The sequence below is a fragment of the Collinsella aerofaciens genome, assembly GCF_028206995.1.
Lineage (GTDB): Bacteria > Actinomycetota > Coriobacteriia > Coriobacteriales > Coriobacteriaceae > Collinsella > Collinsella aerofaciens_AQ.
This window is the reverse complement of the sequence record NZ_JAQLFL010000018.1, coordinates 16,229-30,871: the sequence shown is the minus strand read 5'-3', so window position 1 is coordinate 30,871 and position 14,643 is coordinate 16,229. Positions and strand designations below refer to the sequence as shown.

Sequence of the window (14,643 nt, the reverse complement as noted above, 5' to 3'; positions counted from 1 at the left end):
TGGAATGTCCCAGTGAGCGCCAACCACAAGGAATTCAACTATAAGGCCCCCGGCGTGATCCTCCCGAAGGCCTGGCATTAAACACAAATGTTATCCTTCTCCTTATTATTCTTATTATCCTCTTACTCCTTTTCCTCCGGCGCTCATGCGCCGTCACCAAATCGCGCTATTCCTCAAAATCGAATTATTTTCAGTTTTGAGGAATAGCGCCAGAACCCTTCAAGCCCAGCCAATTGTCGCCACTTTATGAATCCTAGATTTTCATTACGCATATGTGGAATCTTGCATATTATGGGAACCACCGAACGGGAACGAGAGTTAGCACCTCAAGGAATGGTACTCCGTTTGGGTAAGAGGATTCATCCCGTAGGATGAATCACTCGCGGAGTATATCCTCTCGGTTGGTTTTGAACGCCAGCCGAGGGGTGATCTCCTTTTTCAGTCTGCAATCTTGAAAAAATCCCTAGGCGCTTTCACTGAAAGCGCCTTTTCATTTGTCCTACAATAGCTATGACCTCCTTTCGGTGCGCCGTTATTCCTTTTTTGGGATAACGGCGCGTTATCATTCTGTTATACTTAACTTATCGATAGGGCGTACCCCAAGCGCCCTGTAGAACAGGAAGATGACAACATGCCCCAGAATCTATACGGTTCGCGTGCATCCCGTTTCCAAAATGGTGCGCGTCATGCCGACTGAAACCGAAGAAACTAAAGCCCAGACGGCGAGCCCCATCATCGCCCCGCAGCAGGAGACGATCGTCCTGACGGCCTGCATGCGCTCGAAGGACGTTCGCGAGGACGTCCTCCCGATGCTGCTCGAGGACGATTTCGTCAAGTCCGACCATCGCACGCTGTTTAGCGCCATCCGTGCCATGCACGAAGCGAACTATCCGATCGATGAGGTGTCCCTGCTCGACTACCTGAAATCCAGCCGCAAGCTGGACGCGGCCGGGGGAGAGAAAGCCGTCCTGTGCATGTTCGAGTCCGATATGCCCCTGCTGTCCTGGCAAACCGCATATGACCGGCTCATCGATGCCTCGAGGCGCAGGTCGCTCGTCATGGCCATGAACGAGATCGAGGCGAGGGCCTACGAGACCCCGACCGATATGAAGGCGTTCGTCTCGAAGATTGAGAACTCGGTCGCGCAGGTGACCGAGCGCCGCGACATGCGACCCTACCGCCATATCTCGTCGTTTCTCGCCACGGCCGTGGACGAGGTTCGCCACCTCGATGAAGTCCCCCTCGATTCCACCGTCGTGAACACGGGCTTTGCGACCTTGGACGAGATGCTGGCCGGCCTCCGTGCAGGCCAGCTCATCGTGGTGGGGGCCAGACCTGCGGTCGGAAAGACCTCTTTCGCCCTCACGCTCGCGTTGAATGCGGCACGTCAGAGCGTGAAGGTCGGCATCTTCTCGCTGGAGATGTCCGGAAAGGAACTCGCCCAGAGGATCATCTGCGCGGAGTCGGGCGTCTCGATTTCCCACTTCCGCATGGGGACCATCCCCAAGACCTCATGGGACGACATCGCGGCGGCCTGCTGTGACATACCGGGCAACGGCATCGAGATCGAGGACAAGGCGAGCGTGACGATGGGGGACATCCGCGCGACCGCGGCACGCATGATGCGCGGCGCAGGCCGCGGCCTGATCGTCATCGACTATCTCCAGCTGATTTCATCGGCATCAGATGGCGCCAAGTTCCAGAACCGAGCGGTCGAGGTCGGCGAGATCAGCCGCCGGCTCAAGGTGCTCGCCAAGGAGCTCGGTGTCCCCGTCGTGACGTTGGCGCAGCTGAGCCGTGCGGCCGAATTTCATCCGGGAGCCCCGCGCCTGTCCGACCTTCGCGAGTCCGGTTCTATCGAACAGGACGCGGATACCGTCCTGTTCCTGTCGCGCGATCCAGATGAGGTGGAGGACGAGAAGTCGGACTCGAGGCAGGTCATCCTGTCGGTCGCGAAGAACCGCAGCGGCCCCACGGGCGATATCGACATGCTGTTCGTCCCGACGAGCACGAAATTCTACGAAGTGGGACCCAGGAAGGAGACCCGCGATGACTAAGAAGAAGACTAGGCGCAAATCCAACAAGATTGTCGGCCGCTGCCTTGAATCGGACGCTCACGCCCAGACAATCGACGAGGGCTTTGCATTCCTCGACCGCCCGATCCTCATGCCGCGCGAGGCGCTCGCATACCAATGGGCGCTGCGCAATATCGCGCTCAACAACATGAGGATTAAGTCGGAGAGCACGCGCGAGGCGGTGGAAAACGGGACGAGCTATTTCTCCGACGGCTCGATCAAGGTGAAGGCGCACATCCTGAGCGGCATCGCCACGGATGTCCGCTTTGCCTCAGATGACCCTGACGCGACCATCGACCGCATCATGCTGTCGTTCGTCAAGGTGTACAACGAGCAGACCCGCAGATGGTGTCCGGTCGACTCCCATCTTTGGCTATTCATCGACCAGCTGACCGTTCGGCAGGGCGAGGGATGGGAAGAGCGGAAGGACGGCGAGGGCTTCGGGGTCGCGCTGGGCGACCGCGTCATCATCCTCGCCGAGGACAGGATCTATGACGGCCCGAAGGGCATGCGCCGCCACGGGGTGGGCGAGTGGTCGGTCCTGTCGTCCAGCCTTTTGTACGGAATCAACGGAAAGAAGAGGTTCCGCATCTGCGAGGTTCCCCGCAAGGTGGTCACCGACGGCTACCTGATGTTCTTTAAGAAGCGCGGGGAACAGGTCGCCACCGCGCTCGTGAATAACGGGGAGTGGGCCGGATGCCAAGAGCGCTGCCGCGAGGCCGCGGCGAGGGAGCCTTGGAGCCTCGTCGCCTACCTGGAGCAAAACAAGCACCCGATGTACAGATAGAGGAGAAGATTTATGCAAGACGTGAAGTGCCGGCCCCGTTGTTCCCGAGTAGTTCTGGTAGAACCGACCAGGACTGAAGGGCACACTGTTTTCAAGTTCTCGATCGATGCCGATCGTGCAACTACCGGTTTTATCGAGAGAAGCGAAGTGGACGATAACACCATTGTCTGGCGCCCGTATATCCGCTCCTCGACGCAATCCGGTTACTGGAACGCCGGTCCGATGAAACGGTTCGTTGAGGGATATAAGTCCGAGGAAGATGCCTTGACGGCGCTTCTCGATGAGGTGCAGGAGGTACTGTGGGGTAATTGATGGATGAGACTGGACTCAATCGGCTGCACAGGCGCCTGAAACGGGCATTGACGGCTAAGAACATCTCCCAGCGCGAGCTGGGTAGGAGGATTGGGGCGACGCAGGCGAGCGTGTCGCATTATGTGAACGGCAAGCGCTTGCCGGGGTCTGTTGCCCTGTTCAAGATTTGCCGGGAATTGGATATCTCGGCAGACTGGCTTTTGGGACTGAAACGAGAGGAATCGGATATGAACGAATCTATTTGGACGACCGAGGGCGATACGACATGGCGTACGGCAGATGACTGCTCGCTTGTCGCCCGAATCGCACCGGCAGAGGATGGAACCCTCGAGTTGGGAATCCTCGAGGGCGACACCGCCTGCGAGCTGTTCGCCCGCCGGTTCGACTCCATTGATGAGGCGAAAGGGTATGCGGACAGGATTCTCGACCAGAAGATGCAGAGGGACATGTCGATCACGTTTATCGAGGACGGGCTGGACGGCGTGCTGAGCCCCAACATCTCGGACGAGGACTACCTAGCCAGCCGCTCGCTCGATTGCGATACGATGCGCGAGCTGGTCGTGCGGGCGCTCCCCATCTGCACGGGCCCCAACTCCCAGGAGGTGGCCGTCGCGTTTTCCATTGCGGGGCCGGAAGGTATCGAATTGGAGACGAATCAGGAAGCGGACGCCCTGAAGCAGGCGACCGAACAGGCCGTATTCCTCTCTGGGATCTGGTCAGTCTACGCCGCGCCTGGCGATGCGGTCGAGGCCGTGAAGGGACTCATCTCCACGCTCGGGAGGTTCTACCCCTCGCTGAACCGATAGACCGTTCGGGCTATCGGATGTTTGTCTCCCTATCGGAGGTCTTCCTCTCCGCGGTATCGGCCGCTACGAGGGAGGCCTCCTCTTTCTTGTCACTCATCATCTCATCGAGAGATTCCTCACTCTCCTTATTATTTTTATTATTTTCCTTCTCATCCTTTTCAAGGATCGAGTCTGCCTTCTCGCGGAGCGATTTGGCGAACTCACCGACTCTATCCCGGCCAATCGTCACGTAGGTCTTGCCGTCGCCGTCATCGCGGGACAGCTTGAGGTCGTACCTGCTGTTGAACATGATCTGGAGCGAACCCTTGTCTGCGGCGGCATCGAGGTATTTATCCACCACGACCGCCTTGGTGGTGAACCCGCCGAGGCTGTATCCGCCGACCTTCACGCCCTCGGGAAGCGAGATGGTGACCGAATTGAGCACCTGTCCGTACTGGTTGGTTTTTACCTTGCCGTCCTTGTCGGACATGGGTTCGCTACCGAGGATGTTGCCGTAGGGGATGACGACTTTCGGGTTATCGAACTTGATGTCCCTGGCAAGGTTCTTGGTGCCGATGAACTGCCCATCGAGGGGTCTCTTTTCATCGGGAGCGCCCCTCTTGACGGGTGCGGGGGCGGGCTGTTCCTTCTTATCCGCCGGTCGCAGGGCACCCTCGCGGCTTTTATCCTTCGTCGCTGCATGCTCGTCGCGTTCTACCATCTGTGCGTCCCTGCCCGTGGGGATGTTGATGAGCCCCTCACAACACTTCTCGAGGTTTCCGACGAACTCGCCGATCTTATCCTGTCCCACGGTCAGCTCGATGGCGCGGCCGTCCTTGAAGCCGCTGAGCTTCAGGGGTCGCGAATCGTTGAATGCCGCCTGCAGGATGCCCGTCTTCTCCGCGCGTTCCAGATACTTATCGGGGTTGACGATCTCGACCCTGAGGCCATCCATGCTGTAGCCGTCCAGCTCCATCTTGCGGGGCAGGCGTATGACGATACGGGTCATATCCTGACCGTAGCGGCTCTTCACGGCCGAACCGTCTCGCCGAGTCGCGGCCTCGGAGGAGATGACGCTCGAGTAGGGGATATCTATGACCGTCTTCTCGACTTTATCGGGTCGGTCTTTGGAAACGGTGCCGATGACCTGCCCCCTCTGCACGGGTTGCAGATCGGAATCCACGGGATCGACCCGCTTCACGCGGCCCAGACCGAGTTTCTTCAGGAAATCGAACCCGGGCAGCGGGGTTGCCTTCTTGCTATTGTCTTTCGGCATGGTGCCTCCTTATATCGCGAATCTATTTATGAGCGTATCCGTCATCTTTGCCGATCGGTCGAATGAGACGAAAGAAGCGAGACGGCGCGGCGATAATCCTTTATAAACTTGACGGCGTGATTTACTTTTGTTATCATTAGGGTCGTAACCAATAGATAGATGCGCTTCCCCAAGGCGCATCGTACGGGAGTTTGACGATGTCAGATCTCACTAAGCCGAAGGTCCGCTTGCATGCGGTCAACATTCGCGAGCAGTTCGTGGCGCCGCTGATGGACGGCAGGCTCAAGGCGATAACGCGCCTGAACGGACGAGGCTATAATGCGGGGGACTACCTTCGCTTCAGCGTGCTGCCGATGCAGTCCTCGGATGTCCAGTTCTCCATGACCACGGATGGCGAGCGCGATTTGCTACATTATCGCTTCTACGAAATCACGTTTGCAATGTACGGTAAGGGCCTGAAGGAGGGCTATGTGACGCTCTCCTTGGAACTTGTCCGTGACCAGAGAACGTTGGATGCCATTCGATCCGAAATCGAAAGGACAGCCAAGAGTGGGCAGAAATTCGCAGATCCGCTCGATGCCTACGCAGATCTCTTCGACACCGCCTATCCTGAAGGTTATAATTCCCAGATTATGAAACGTCACGCGCAGCCCAGTCTGGACAGTATCGCCGAGGTGGCGACCGAGGCGGCGTCCGACGCGGAGCGACCGCTCAGTTGCTAACTTCAAGGAGTGCATCATGCAAGCCATCGTTCTCTTCCTTTCCGACCCCTATAACGTGGCCGGTATTCTTCTATTCACCTACATCTATTTCGTCGTCTGCAAGCGTATGCTTCACTTCCGTGCGTTCAACGTCTGGAACATCAAGACGAACCCGAACGCCTGGTGGCGCCTCGACCGCGGTTCCATCAAGTACGTCTACAGGCACGCCCGCCGCCATGTCCCCAAGAAGATCGAGGACTTCTGCATCATGGTGAACCGCGTGATGTACCGCCGCGAGATTCTGGTGAAGCTCTACGGGGAAGACGGCAACGACCTCCACATGCCCACCGTCTGGATGAAGAGATCCGACCTGACTCGGAAGGAGCGCCTGACCAAGACGATCAAGTGCGTCCCCGTCAGCTCGCCCGATAGGCGCGGCTTCGCATTCCTCACGGAGAAACACGCATACGTCAGTGCCGTCGAGACACTTGCGGGAAGCTCCCGCGCCGGCGGCAAGCCCTGCGAGTACGTCTCCCTGTACCACTACGAGATGATCCAGATGCCGCAGGAGCTGTTCATGGAGGACGAGGTCGTGAAGGCACGCGTCGAGCGCCTGAAGGAAGACCACGCTTTCATCGTCCGCCATTACAAGCGTGCCGCCCTTTCGTACCGTCTGGCGTACGGTCGATGCCTTCCGCTCAAGTACTTCCTGCCCCATTACCAGTACAGCCCCATCAGCCACGACATGGCCATCATCTAGACCCTGTCCGCACGCCCTTCTATAATCACCCGATATCCGATCCAGATAGGAACCTAATATGAATACCGACATCAATCCCGAGAACGTCAACCCCGTCGACTCTGAAGACTTCAACGCCGATATCGAGGACACCCAACTCATGGATACCCCCGATGACCAGACCGGTGCCGACGTAACCGCCGAGCTCCCGATTGCCAAAGATCTTGAAGATGCCGCGGCTCCCGACTCGACCGACTCTGCCGACGATGAACCCAAGACACCGAAAAGCTCCAGCAGCCTGAAGCGCAAGCTCGTCGCCGGCGGCGTCGCGCTCGCCATTGTGGCAGCGCTCGGCATCGGCCTGTCGCTGAACCACGAGGCGGTGAACATTCCCGACAACGCCCCCGTCGCATCCATCGTCGGCGGCAAGGAGGACGCGAAGACCTATCCCGCGTCCGTCACGCTCGAGGCGGGCGGCTGGAACGAGGGGGATGGCGAGTTCTCCTACGAGGTCGTGGACGCGAATGGCAAATCGGCCGCGAAGGGCGACATCGTCCCTGGAAAGGAGGCGTCCGTCGACCTGCCCAAGGGCGCCTACGCGCTGAACGTCACCTCCATCCCGACCGCCAAGGACGGCAAGACCACCTGGCTGGTGCCCGATGCCGTCGATTTCGTGGTCGAGGGCGAGGGCGCATCCGTCAAGGTGAGCCTCGCCAAGGTCGATATGACCGATGACGCGGCCGTCGAAGCTGCGATCGAGAAGCTCCCCGAGGAGGAGCGTGCCGCGGCTAAGAAGCTCATCGAGGCGAAGCGCGAGAATCCGGATGCCAGCACGGTTTCCGCCCCCGTGTCCAAGCCGAGCAGCTCTACCGTCCAGCAGGCCGCCGCATCGAAGCCCTCCGGATCCAACTCGAACAAGAACGACTCCAAGCCCGCGTCCAAGCCCTCCGGCTCGGGCTCGAACAAGAACGACTCGAAGCCGTCTTCCGGCTCGAACAAGGACGACAAGCCCGCGCCCAAGCCCTCCGCCCCTGGCAATTCCGGCGGCAACTCCGGCAACGGATCCGGCTCCGAAACCCCCAAGCCCTCCAAGCCCGCCGAGCCCGAGAAGGTCTGGGGCATTGTGACCCCCGCATGGGACGAGCAGGTGTACCACCCCGCCGTAACCCACACTGAGACCCAAAAGCAGAAGGTCGGTGTGCAGTATATGGCGGATGACGGAACACTATTCGATAGCGAAGATGCCTGCTCTGAATATTGCTGGGATAACGGACTTCAGTACAGCTGTCTACCCAAATACCAAGAGGTTACCGTTACCGTGACCGACCAAGCGGCCTGGACCGAGACCGTCCACCACGACGCCGTCTACGGCTGGGTGACCAAGTAGGATGCCTGAGACGAAAAGAGGTGTAGACTATGTCGCTACGTACCTTTATCCATGGGCTTGTAGGCGGAACCAGATCAGACGACCTGAAAGCGTCGACATCGAGAGGCTTCGAAGGCGGCTCGAACGGAAGCGGGAATCCTTCGAAAAGTCGTTCACCAGAATCAAATGAGGGTCCTTACAGGGCTGCCCAAGACTTGGTGTCTGATTTCCTGCCCATGTTTCGAAAACTCAACGAGCAGGGGACCGACTATTGCGTAGTCGGTGGGATGGCGGTCCTACTCCAATCAATGGACAAGGCTCGAGACTCCAACAGGTTCAGGGCGACTCACGATGCAGACATCATGTTCGGCGATGAATACACAAACGTTGATTTTGCCAAGGCGTATTTGTCCGCATTCGGTAGCGATGGTGAATTCGCCAAGGCGGCATACGATGAGATGTTCGGAGATGGGGCGTTCGACGAGCTGGCCGAGGAAGACCAAGCTTTGGTCAATTGTTCCTTCTGCGGTCCAGAAACTTTCTCTGGTAAGAACGACTATCCCGACTTCGATGTGGTTAGAAGCCTGAACGGACTAGTCCTCGATGATTTGGACCGGGAGTATCTTCAGATAGAGGACATCGCCGTTCCCGTCGCGAAGGTCGATACGCTACTCGAGATGAAGAATAAAACAATTGAATTGCTCAAATTCGATTTGTCATTCTCGAGCAGGCCGCAGGATTATGCCGATATCGAGACACTGGAAATGATTCAGGAGAGGCTCAATGACCAAGGAACACCTGAACGAGATTATGGCAAGGCTTTGCCGGAAACTGAAGATCCGGAAAAGTGACTTGGTCGCAGTCCACGAGGCCGGGCTTGTCGCCCTAGGCATCGATAGCAATGCCATCCCATACGGATTGGACTTCCTCCTGCTGAATGGCACCGAGGACGGGACCGTGTGTGAATTCACCTTCGATGATTTCGATATCCGCCTCCACGCGCCTGAGGAATTCGGGGCAGATGAATCCATCTCTTTGGTAGCTCCCGAGGGCATGGATTTCCCAGCTCTCGCCCCAGAGCTCATCTTGGAGACGATTTCCAAGTCTCCAAGCGGCAGGTACCTGATGGAACAGAGGGCGGCGTTGGCGGAGTTGCTGCACTTCGATGATATGGACGATGACGAGCTCCGCCAATTCGCCGCACACGTCAGGTCGTGATTCCATTGAATCTGATGGAAACGGCCTCGGACATACCGCACCATTCGATGAGAAGCCGATCGCATGACCTACTTCCTGAAAGACTGCAGGCGCAAAGTCTCGCCTCCCGCTAAGGAGAGGGAGGATATCGCTCGTGCCGTCGCCGAGACGTTCGCGACAAGACCCTACGTCAGGTTCGCCGTGTTCATCAAGCCGTATACCGACGGCAGCGGGGACGATAGCGTCGAGCTGATTGCCGTCCCCGACAGGAGGTTCGGCGTGCCGCTGGTCCCGTGGGCAGCCACGGGGTGCGAGGAATTCGCCTACGACTTGGTCGCGGCCCTCGGCAGGGACGTAGACTGCTGCTTGGATAAATGCGAGAGGGCGAGGCTCGCCCCAATCCACCGCGCGATTACGCCGATATACAGGCGCCCCGACTCCGCAATCGAGCCCGCCGACAGGTATCTCGCCTCCGCGAGGGCCGACGCGGCAATCGCCTCGAGTGCGCTGCGCTGCCACCGCATGAATGCCGACCACGTCGCCAGGCGCGCGGCGCGGTCGGTCGGGCAGTGCCTTCTCGCCGCCACCTCGGCATTCGGCGGCAAAGATGACCCGACGGCGGCGCTCCCGGACATTCTCGCCAACGCAATCGGGTGCGGGGTACTGCACCGCAGGGGCTGGATGGATTCGGCCGCCGGGCGGCTCGAAGACTGGATGTCCGCCGCCGAGGGCGGAACCTACATTGGCGAGGGTGATACGCTGGAGGCGGCGTGCCTTGCGAACCGATTCGCCGACAAACTGCTCGAAGACGGCCGTCCCGCCTTCCATGTCGAGGCACAGCGGTTGCCTTAGGTAAGTGGACTTGACTTCGAAGTCCCAGAGCATCGGGTCGTAGTTGAACGACATGTCTTTCGAGATGAACGGCTGGCGAATAGACTCTATTTTTAAATGTCGAATATTCTACTACCGAATGGTAGTAGAATATTATCGAAACGATTGGAGGGGCATGGTCCGCATTCACCAAAGAGTCCATGAGCGACACCCCGAACTCGATGACGGCGATGTCGAGACGGCATGGGAGAACTACCGCTTCGCGGCCGTTCGCAAACCCGGGGAACAGGAGATGAGGACTGGCTACGACCCACATGGTCGGTATATCGAGATGGTCGGAGTCTTCTTGCTCGGCGGCGTCATGGCTTGTCTATCACGCCATGACGCCGCCGAGCAAGAAGACGCTGAAGGAGATCGAGGCCGCGAAAAGGAGAGGTTGCTAATGGAGTTCAGGCTTGCAAACGGAACCGTGATCACGGACGAGGACATCGAGCGCGAGCGCGCGGAGTATGAATCTGGCTCTTGGACGGGAACCCTGACGAGACTCCGCGTCGGCCGCCCTAGGCTTTCCGATGGGGAGGGCAACGCCAACCTGTCCTTCAAGTGTCCGAAAACGGGTGCCGACCTCATCGAAAGGGCGGCCGCCGCGTGCGGGATGCATAAATCTGAGTTCCTGCGTTCGGCCGCTATCGAGAAGGCCGAGAAAATCTTCAAATCGGCATAAAACCCATTAGAACGATAAGGGGGGCGGAGATAATCTCCGCCCCCTTACTTACTTCCTTCTGACGCCCACCACGCCATCCGAGACGACCTCGGTCCAACGGATGTAGCGCACGGTGTCGGCGGTCATCTTGACCGCGCTCGCGGCACGCGCACGGGAGCGCGAACGTCCCGACACGTCTGTCTCGGAGACTTCTGCAGCCGCATTCGCCTCGTCCGCGTCGAGCCACGCCTCGCACTTATAGGTGCGCCACTGCCCGCCGCCGATATTGCGGTACGCGGTCGCGGGAACCGTGATGCGGGCGAGCTCGTCCCAGTAGTATGCCGTATGACCCTCGCCGGAGTCGCCGATCGCCGCCAGCTCGAATTCCTTTCCCTTCGCATCGTAGCCCTTATGCTTGGGCTCGGTGAAAGTGGGAATGAAGCCGGGATGCGCCTCGGCGCCCTCCTCGGGCAGCACCCTCATGTCCCAGCTGGAATCGAGTGCGACCGAACCGGGGGCATACTCCGTGCGCAGCGTGCAGCGGTTGCGGCCGTACAATGCGGTGATCCCGCTGCCTGCCGTGCAATTAGATATCGCTTCATCACTCAGCTTCATATCCAGATGCCAGCCGGTGAAGCCGGTCGAAGGGTTGATTCCGAAACGGTCGTTGAGGTTGCAGGTAGGTTCAAGCTCGCTTTTGGCAAGCTCAGCCGGAAAAACAAAATTACTGCCAGTCAGATAACGTTGGGACTTATACAGGAGATGGTTTTTGTCGGTGCCATCCTTGTAGAAATAAAACTTTCCCATTCTCACACGAGTCCACAGATACAAGTCCCCGTTGACCTTCTTGTTGACGAACTTCCCGCCCTTGAAGATGCTCGGATCCGAGCAATCGGCATCGCCCTCGTACCAACCATCCAGGCACTTGTCGAGCAGGCTCATGTCCTGCCCCTCGTCGCGCATGACCTGCTCGAGCGCCGCGCGTGCGTCCGAGAAGTCATCCTGGTGCTCACTTGCCGTATACGTGCTGTTAAGGGTGATGTAGACGGTATGCACCTCCTGCGTATCGCCGAGTGTGTCGACGACCATGAAGTGAACGACCGACTGGAGCCTCGTTGGCGGATTGTGGTGCTGGTCGATGCCCTCACCGACCACCACGGTGCCGAGCATGCGATCGGTCCAGAAACGCTTTTCGTCTGCCGGCACGGTCGTGATGCCCATCATCGCGGCCGACCAGAGCCATACGGCATCGTCGCCTCTGGTGACATCTTCGGTCACCTTGATGGTGTCATCGAAGGAGAATTCCTTGACGACGCGGCCGCCGCGCGGCTTGCGGATGAGATGCACGTTGAGGCCGCACATCTGCGCCGATCCGTGGCTGCCGCAGGCGGGCGCAGCCGTGCCGTCATTGTTCGCAAGGCCGCTGGAATAGACGGTATCCTTCCACTTGCCGTCAATCGGGATGGAGCGGTAGCAGAGGTCGTAGTTCTCGGCCAGCTCGCCGGTGAGCCAGATCTTGACCTCGGCGATGGGGGAGCCGCAGACCTCGGCTCCGTCGCGGCCCGTCTCCCAAGTCGAGGAGCCACAGGCCCTCGCGGCATAGCAGATCGATCCTCCGAACTGCGACCCTTCCACATGCAGGGCGAGGCCGTAGATCGATTGCCCGCCGTGCGGGTAGCCGATATGTCGGTGTGCCGGGGCCTCGGTCTGCTTTCCCCATGTGGAGACGGAGCAGTGGGCCATGATGACGGCGTCACCGTCGTCGGGGACATCGAGCATCTCGCGCGTCACGTACCAGCGGTACATCGGCTGCGGCGGGAGCTCCTTTCGGTTCGTGACGTTATGCAGCCATGCGCTAGGGGTGAGGGTGGGGGTCTCGTCTGAATCCGGCATGAAGCCGATGCAGGTGACGCTGTCGCCGATCTTGGCTGTCTTCTTGCTGTTTTTCACATAGCCGCCGCAGCGCGCCTCGACGAGCTTGAACTGTGCGTTCGGCTGGTCCCTCCATACGCCTGGGCAGGCATAGCTCGACACGCGGACCGCCCCGCCGTTGCCCGATGCCCCGCACGTATCGAGGCGCTGACCGTCAGCGTCGGAGGTGATGAAATAGCACGTGTGGTCGGTCTCGTTGGTGACGGACGGCTCATGGCCGACCCACCAGGAGTTTTCCCTGCCGGCTGCGGGGCGGATATCCCAAATGACGGCACTTCCGGTCTCCATGCAGCCGTTCTTCCAAGAATGATTGACATCGATATGCCCGCAGTTGTTGAGCGTGTGCACGAGGTTGGGTCCCGCGAGGGAGGCCAGGGCGAACGTGAAGGTCCCCACGCCGTCGCTGAGGTAGGGCTTGAAGGCCCACATCTGGTTGATTCCCTCATAGTCGAAATAGAAACAGAGTCCCCGCCCGTTGCCCCATTGCGTGAAAGCCCTCCCGTCGGCTCCGTATCCGCCCTGGGTGAGTTCGACTAGCGCATTGGGCATGGCGAGCGGTGCGAGCTTGAAGATTCCTCCATAGAGCGTCACGTCGTTGCGAATGACGATTTGCTCGGTATCGATATCGATGTTGCCCGTGACGCTCCTGAGGTCCTTCTCATACGGCGCCTGGCCGTCCTTGTTGTCCCTCATCACGTTGTTGATATCGACTTTGGCTCGAAACGTGTTCACGGCGGGAGTTGCCGCGCGGCGCAAGAAGAAATCGGGCTTGGTGTAGGCATAATCGTCGTAGCCCACATCAATCCAATCCGAGTTATTTACACTCTGTCGCTCTCCCGCCGACAAGTTGAGCATATCGCCCTGAAAGGTCGAGAGTTGGGCGTTGTTGAGGTAGAGGATGCCGTGGTTATCGTCCATATTGATGTTTTTCCAAAGGCGGCGAGGGCTTTGGCGATTGATGTCACCGCAAGCCATATAGGGATGGGCCCTGATATGGTCGTAGAGTTCGTTGGAGTAATCGCACTGGACGAGCAGGCAGAGCGAATATCGAATCGCCTGCAGGTACCTGGAGTTCCATCCTTGGTATGTGAACATGTCGGCGGCGACCCAGGGGACCCATCCGCAGGCATATCCGAGACCATAGTTGTTGGCATTGGTGGTGCGGTCTAGATGGGTGATGCAGTGGATATAGTCGCCGGAGGTGAAGGATTGCCCGAAAGCCCCTCTGCCGGGTGTTATGTGGTCGCCGCGGAACACCAACTCATTTGCCAGCGCCGATCGCGCGGGAACGGCACCGAGTCCGGCTATCACCGCCAGCGCCGCGAACAATCCTCGGCGAGAGAAGGCATAGTCCCGAAACGGGTCTTTAGCGAGTTCCTTGTTGTTGTCTTTACTCATCTGTATCCCCCAGACCGTTGGAAAGAGAGGCGACGGTCGGGCTGCAGAGCAACGCGACCGCGCCGACGACCAGTTCGAGTGCCGTTTCCGTGTATAGACCGCGTGAGAAGTTGATGACGGCTCCCAGGACTTGAACCAACACGATCGCAAGCGCGGAAAGCCTATTGTTTCTCACAGCCGGGACTAGCAGGAGAAAACCCGTGAGTGGAAGCCAAAGGGTATTGATATTGAAAATGGAAATCATCGCGGAGACTCGATTTTCGCCCATGCGGCCGCCGGTGGCGAGATCGATGCCGTGAGCGAGATTCTCGATAAGGTAGAAGGCACCGGTGCCGATGGACGGCAACAGGCCGAAAAGGCTTGCCACGAGCCCTCCCTTGAGGACATCGGGGTTCAGAAGACGTTCGTAAGGATTGGATTTCATATCATCCTCCGCTTTCTCTTGTGATTTTTTCCGAGGATACTCATTACGCGATAGAGATGCCCCGACTTGCCGCAGCGGCAACAGCCGCCGTCGAACCTGCTAGAATGAGCTCGAATT

General features: G+C 58.8%; 14 protein-coding genes and 1 pseudogene. 12 read left to right on the top strand and 3 right to left on the bottom strand.

The window, feature by feature from the left end:
* The first annotated feature begins 686 nt into the window (after positions 1 to 686).
* From PMX60_RS09665 to PMX60_RS09650, 5 genes and pseudogenes are all read left to right on the top strand, one after another.
* Positions 687 to 2,057, top strand: coding sequence for a replicative DNA helicase (locus PMX60_RS09665; RefSeq protein WP_271747748.1), 1,371 nt, complete (start codon positions 687 to 689; stop codon positions 2,055 to 2,057).
* On the top strand, positions 2,050 to 2,862 hold the full coding sequence (locus tag PMX60_RS09660; RefSeq protein ID WP_271747747.1) for a hypothetical protein: 813 nt from the start codon (positions 2,050 to 2,052) through the stop codon (positions 2,860 to 2,862). Before PMX60_RS09665 ends, PMX60_RS09660 begins: the two co-directional genes overlap by 8 nt.
* Positions 2,863 to 2,874: 12 nt before the next feature.
* Complete coding sequence (locus PMX60_RS09655) at positions 2,875 to 3,174, top strand: hypothetical protein (protein WP_271747746.1); 300 nt, start codon at positions 2,875 to 2,877, stop codon at positions 3,172 to 3,174.
* Positions 3,174 to 3,371: pseudogene (locus tag PMX60_RS10255) on the top strand (helix-turn-helix domain-containing protein); the annotation flags it as partial. The gene PMX60_RS09655 and the pseudogene PMX60_RS10255, both read left to right, overlap by 1 nt.
* Positions 3,372 to 3,401: 30 nt before the next feature.
* On the top strand, positions 3,402 to 3,980 hold the full coding sequence (locus PMX60_RS09650; protein ID WP_271747745.1) for a hypothetical protein: 579 nt from the start codon (positions 3,402 to 3,404) through the stop codon (positions 3,978 to 3,980).
* A gap of 10 nt (positions 3,981 to 3,990) precedes the next feature.
* On the opposite strand, the gene PMX60_RS09645 is transcribed toward PMX60_RS09650, so the two are convergent.
* The gene (locus PMX60_RS09645; protein WP_271747744.1) at positions 3,991 to 5,235 is read right to left on the bottom strand and encodes a hypothetical protein; all 1,245 of its coding nucleotides are present in this window, start codon (positions 5,233 to 5,235) and stop codon (positions 3,991 to 3,993) included.
* A 197-nt stretch (positions 5,236 to 5,432) separates the two neighbouring features.
* Between PMX60_RS09645 and PMX60_RS09640 the strand changes: the two genes are divergently transcribed.
* From PMX60_RS09640 to PMX60_RS09610, 7 genes are all read left to right on the top strand, one after another.
* Complete coding sequence (locus tag PMX60_RS09640) at positions 5,433 to 5,957, top strand: ASCH domain-containing protein (RefSeq protein WP_271747743.1); 525 nt, start codon at positions 5,433 to 5,435, stop codon at positions 5,955 to 5,957.
* A gap of 16 nt (positions 5,958 to 5,973) precedes the next feature.
* Positions 5,974 to 6,696, top strand: coding sequence for a hypothetical protein (locus PMX60_RS09635; RefSeq protein WP_271747741.1), 723 nt, complete (start codon positions 5,974 to 5,976; stop codon positions 6,694 to 6,696).
* A gap of 58 nt (positions 6,697 to 6,754) precedes the next feature.
* Positions 6,755 to 8,062, top strand: a complete 1,308-nt coding sequence (locus PMX60_RS09630) for a hypothetical protein (protein WP_271747740.1) — start codon at positions 6,755 to 6,757, stop codon at positions 8,060 to 8,062.
* A 29-nt stretch (positions 8,063 to 8,091) separates the two neighbouring features.
* On the top strand, positions 8,092 to 8,892 hold the full coding sequence (locus tag PMX60_RS09625; RefSeq protein WP_271747739.1) for a hypothetical protein: 801 nt from the start codon (positions 8,092 to 8,094) through the stop codon (positions 8,890 to 8,892).
* Complete coding sequence (locus tag PMX60_RS09620) at positions 8,825 to 9,259, top strand: hypothetical protein (protein WP_271747738.1); 435 nt, start codon at positions 8,825 to 8,827, stop codon at positions 9,257 to 9,259. The genes PMX60_RS09625 and PMX60_RS09620 overlap by 68 nt, the downstream gene beginning before the upstream one ends.
* 63 nt (positions 9,260 to 9,322) lie before the next feature.
* Positions 9,323 to 10,090, top strand: coding sequence for a hypothetical protein (locus PMX60_RS09615; protein ID WP_271747737.1), 768 nt, complete (start codon positions 9,323 to 9,325; stop codon positions 10,088 to 10,090).
* Positions 10,091 to 10,244: 154 nt separating this feature from the next.
* The gene (locus PMX60_RS09610; RefSeq protein WP_271747736.1) at positions 10,245 to 10,793 is read left to right on the top strand and encodes a type II toxin -antitoxin system TacA 1-like antitoxin; all 549 of its coding nucleotides are present in this window, start codon (positions 10,245 to 10,247) and stop codon (positions 10,791 to 10,793) included.
* 48 nt (positions 10,794 to 10,841) lie between these two features.
* Here the strand turns inward: PMX60_RS09610 and PMX60_RS09605 are convergent, their stop codons facing one another.
* Together PMX60_RS09605 and PMX60_RS09600 are read right to left on the bottom strand one after the other, a co-directional pair.
* Entirely contained in the window at positions 10,842 to 14,102 is a 3,261-nt protein-coding gene (locus PMX60_RS09605; protein WP_271747735.1) for a BRCT domain-containing protein, read from the bottom strand.
* Positions 14,095 to 14,526 carry a hypothetical protein gene (locus PMX60_RS09600; RefSeq protein ID WP_271747734.1) on the bottom strand — a complete coding sequence of 144 codons (432 nt, stop codon included), beginning with the start codon at positions 14,524 to 14,526 and terminating at the stop codon, positions 14,095 to 14,097. The genes PMX60_RS09605 and PMX60_RS09600 overlap by 8 nt, the downstream gene beginning before the upstream one ends.
* Positions 14,527 to 14,643: the final 117 nt, after the last annotated feature.

What these genes read in the sequence shown, in the direction of transcription:
- PMX60_RS09615 (WP_271747737.1), top strand. Translation starts at nt 9,323, where the DNA reads ATGACCTACTTCCTGAAAGACTGCAGGCGCAAAGTCTCGCCTCCCGCT.
- PMX60_RS09655 (WP_271747746.1), top strand. Translation starts at nt 2,875, where the DNA reads ATGCAAGACGTGAAGTGCCGGCCCCGTTGTTCCCGAGTAGTTCTGGTA.
- PMX60_RS09610 (WP_271747736.1), top strand. Translation starts at nt 10,245, where the DNA reads ATGGTCCGCATTCACCAAAGAGTCCATGAGCGACACCCCGAACTCGAT.
- PMX60_RS09660 (WP_271747747.1), top strand. Translation starts at nt 2,050, where the DNA reads ATGACTAAGAAGAAGACTAGGCGCAAATCCAACAAGATTGTCGGCCGC.
- PMX60_RS09620 (WP_271747738.1), top strand. Translation starts at nt 8,825, where the DNA reads ATGACCAAGGAACACCTGAACGAGATTATGGCAAGGCTTTGCCGGAAA.
- PMX60_RS09635 (WP_271747741.1), top strand. Translation starts at nt 5,974, where the DNA reads ATGCAAGCCATCGTTCTCTTCCTTTCCGACCCCTATAACGTGGCCGGT.
- PMX60_RS09630 (WP_271747740.1), top strand. Translation starts at nt 6,755, where the DNA reads ATGAATACCGACATCAATCCCGAGAACGTCAACCCCGTCGACTCTGAA.
- PMX60_RS09650 (WP_271747745.1), top strand. Translation starts at nt 3,402, where the DNA reads ATGAACGAATCTATTTGGACGACCGAGGGCGATACGACATGGCGTACG.
- PMX60_RS09600 (WP_271747734.1), bottom strand. Translation starts at nt 14,526, where the DNA reads ATGAAATCCAATCCTTACGAACGTCTTCTGAACCCCGATGTCCTCAAG.
- PMX60_RS09665 (WP_271747748.1), top strand. Translation starts at nt 687, where the DNA reads ATGCCGACTGAAACCGAAGAAACTAAAGCCCAGACGGCGAGCCCCATC.
- PMX60_RS09645 (WP_271747744.1), bottom strand. Translation starts at nt 5,235, where the DNA reads ATGCCGAAAGACAATAGCAAGAAGGCAACCCCGCTGCCCGGGTTCGAT.
- PMX60_RS09605 (WP_271747735.1), bottom strand. Translation starts at nt 14,102, where the DNA reads ATGAGTAAAGACAACAACAAGGAACTCGCTAAAGACCCGTTTCGGGAC.
- PMX60_RS09640 (WP_271747743.1), top strand. Translation starts at nt 5,433, where the DNA reads ATGTCAGATCTCACTAAGCCGAAGGTCCGCTTGCATGCGGTCAACATT.
- PMX60_RS09625 (WP_271747739.1), top strand. Translation starts at nt 8,092, where the DNA reads ATGTCGCTACGTACCTTTATCCATGGGCTTGTAGGCGGAACCAGATCA.